The 2576-nt window shown below is 44.4% G+C and carries 6 protein-coding genes; 4 read left to right on the forward strand and 2 right to left on the reverse strand.

Annotated features, from left to right (window positions below; translation table 11 throughout):
* Together F6J99_RS44010 and F6J99_RS44015 are read right to left on the reverse strand one after the other, a co-directional pair.
* A partial coding sequence (locus tag F6J99_RS44010; RefSeq protein ID WP_365975450.1) for a transposase occupies window positions 1-325 on the reverse strand: 325 nt, incomplete at its 3' end.
* A 4-nt stretch (window positions 326-329) separates the two neighbouring features.
* Window positions 330-680, reverse strand: a complete 351-nt coding sequence (locus F6J99_RS44015; protein ID WP_070390804.1) for a transposase — start codon at window positions 678-680, stop codon at window positions 330-332.
* Between the two features lie 126 nt (window positions 681-806).
* Here F6J99_RS44015 and F6J99_RS44020 point away from each other — a divergent pair, with 126 nt between their 5' ends.
* From F6J99_RS44020 to F6J99_RS44035, 4 genes are all read left to right on the forward strand, one after another.
* Entirely contained in the window at window positions 807-1079 is a 273-nt protein-coding gene (locus F6J99_RS44020) for a hypothetical protein (protein ID WP_293123497.1), read from the forward strand.
* A 76-nt stretch (window positions 1080-1155) separates the two neighbouring features.
* Window positions 1156-1746, forward strand: coding sequence for a hypothetical protein (locus tag F6J99_RS44025; RefSeq protein ID WP_293123500.1), 591 nt, complete (start codon window positions 1156-1158; stop codon window positions 1744-1746).
* 86 nt (window positions 1747-1832) lie between these two features.
* Window positions 1833-2051 (forward strand): hypothetical protein, encoded by a 219-nt coding sequence (locus F6J99_RS44030; RefSeq protein WP_293123503.1) that lies wholly within the window; start codon window positions 1833-1835, stop codon window positions 2049-2051.
* A gap of 113 nt (window positions 2052-2164) precedes the next feature.
* Window positions 2165-2338 (forward strand): hypothetical protein, encoded by a 174-nt coding sequence (locus tag F6J99_RS44035; RefSeq protein ID WP_293123506.1) that lies wholly within the window; start codon window positions 2165-2167, stop codon window positions 2336-2338.
* Window positions 2339-2576: the final 238 nt, after the last annotated feature.

The following is a 2576-nucleotide window of genomic DNA, read 5'->3' on the forward strand; positions in this document are numbered from 1 at the left end:
GATATCTGGGCACCGACATTTTAATCGGTCTTCCTCGATTTTTCTTGGTTTTCCAAATCCGTTTTGGTATTTGGGGTCGAATGCCTCGCTTACGCAGAGCAGCACGTTTTTCTTTGGAATCATAACCTTTATCGGCAGCTAGTACCTTGAGCCTCTTACGTGGTCTACCTGGTTTCAAAGTTTTCAATTTGACTTGATCCAGTAGAGGTAAGACTTGTTCTCTTTCACTACCATTGGCAGGAGTTGTACAGTTAGCTAGAGGCATTCCACTACCTTCAGTCAGGGTGTGAATCAGAACACCTTTACCTTTACCACCATAAGCAATGCCTTCACCTCCTCCCTTGCCAGGGGGAAAAAGAGCCGTCTACGGCACCAAACTCCCATTTAATCAAGCCCTTTTGATCTGCGATCGCTAGCACACGTGCTTGTAAATGTTCAAATGTTCCATCTAAGCGCCATCGCTTTAGCCATCGATGAGACGAACTTTTTGATGCCCAGATCTCCCCTCGTGGTAGATCACACCATCTACATCCAGTAATCAGTAGGTACAACAAACTGTTTAAAACATAACGATAGGGACAATGAGGCATTCCTTTACCCCGTTTTTCTGGGTCCTTGGGGAAGATATCTTCAAACAACTTCCATTCCAAATCACTTAACCCTTCAAAGCGCCCAGCCATAGAGTCATACACCTAAATCAACCCAGCAATAGACTACCATCTTTTGAGATTAGTGGGATAGGTTCATGGGTATTACCACTAGGCATGCTTACTTATTTTCCCTGGGCTTCGGGTATAGTAGCTGATATGACCTTTACTACTGCACTACAGACTGACTCACTTGCTTTCCCTTTCCCTGCTGACGAGATGGCGAACTATGTGCTGCTGGTCGAGTGGATGGTCAAACAACAGCAACTATACTATAAACAGCAGGCCCATTATGAGAAGCCACACAAAGAACTGGAGGCTCTCAATGGGGAAAACTTACTACATAATGTCATCCCTGTCCAAACTCAAAAAACGGTCGTCTCAAAACAGTACCCTACACCCTTCACAAGACCAACTCAAGAAACCTTCTGAACTAAGCAAGCGTAACAAATGTAAAAAGCGCCGTCCGAAATATATATATATTTGCATGTCAGGCTATGGTTTTGGAGTGCCAGACAAAATTGAACAGCTCTATCATTCTAGAAGTCCGACCTTGTGGGGCTCAGGTAGAGCTGGTGATACGTGCCCCGAAGAAAGTCCAACAAATAGCAGAATTAATCGAGCAGCCAGTCTCTATTCTGGAATTCCAACCTTCTCCGTTGCCAATTTCTCTCATGTGGTAGGTCTGGATATAGTCCCTTGCCGTGGGGAGTCAAGGAAGGGTTTAGCTATGGAGCAATGGTTTGGTGTGTTTTTGGTTGGCGGTAGATATGGTGGAAATCTGACTTGGCGCAAACAAGATTATTCAGTTGAGTTTGTCTTGGGTGTGCCATTCTCTGTTGGCAGTTTAAGGAAGATGCATCGGTGGTTTACAGAAAGTTTAGAGCCTTGTTATCTACAGTGGCTAGCCTATGTAAAACAACCTGGTGTGCGGTGTTCGGACCAGACCACTTTTTGCATTGATGGGACCCACGTATTGGCAAAGGATAGTAGCAAACTCGGAACTTGTTTGCGTACTTACCTTAAAGCATCTACCCGCAGTAGCGCAGAACTTAAGCAGTTACTTGGTGAAAATTTTGATGGTATTCTCAGAGCGTGATTGTAAAGAGTGCTTATAGTCCACAGTTAGCGGCGGCAAAACAGAAATGTCTTCGCTCATCTTGAACGAGACGAACGAAGCTAGGCGTGACCAGTCGCTTTGCTGCCTATGCTGATGCTATGCAAAGAACGCCCTTGGAAGTTTTGTGGACAGCTATAAATGCCCATCAGGACTATCATGCTGGTTTATTTACTCATGAACAACTTCAGCAGAAACGGCCAACTGTAGAAACCCAACTCAAAACAATTTTGCCGCAGCCTCCATCGGCAGGATGGCCAGCCGACGCCCAAAGACTTCGCTTCTGACTTGAACGCCATTTGGATGAATGGTTCACATTTTTAACACCCATACGTAGTTAAACAGGACTTCAATGATGCCGAGCGAGCGTTGCGTCCTGTAGTAGTACATCGCAAAGTTAGTGGTGGAGCATGAAGTGATTGGGGTGCGCTCGTTAGTTGCTCAAATGTTTAGCTTCTTAGAAACTACCCGGTTACAAGGTTCGTCGGCGATTAACAGTTTGTGTGAACTGTTGTCTAATGCTGGTCGCGATCCGCCTGGATTGCCATCGACTAAATCCTACTTGGGCTTGTAATTTATCTCAATCTTTTCAAGCCCTAATTTTGGATCGACTGTCTACAACAGCTGGCAATATACATATACCTTACACATGATGGGGCTTGTGATTTACATCATTCACAACAAGCTCTACTTTTTGCTCTGAGTAGTTACCTTGATTCAATATTGATGTTGATTTTGATTTATCGCCAAACTTGTGATCGCTCTGTTTCCTATTGTGTCTTATCAAATATTCTATATCCATGCTAACCGGA

Origin of the sequence: Moorena sp. SIO4G3 (assembly GCF_010692305.1) — a bacterium.
Lineage (GTDB): Bacteria > Cyanobacteriota > Cyanobacteriia > Cyanobacteriales > Coleofasciculaceae > Moorena > Moorena producens_A.

Excerpts from the sequence above, each read along its gene's own strand:
- F6J99_RS44015 (WP_070390804.1), bottom strand. The coding sequence starts at position 680 with ATGGCTGGGCGCTTTGAAGGGTTAAGTGATTTGGAATGGAAGTTGTTT.
- F6J99_RS44020 (WP_293123497.1), top strand. The coding sequence starts at position 807 with ATGACCTTTACTACTGCACTACAGACTGACTCACTTGCTTTCCCTTTC.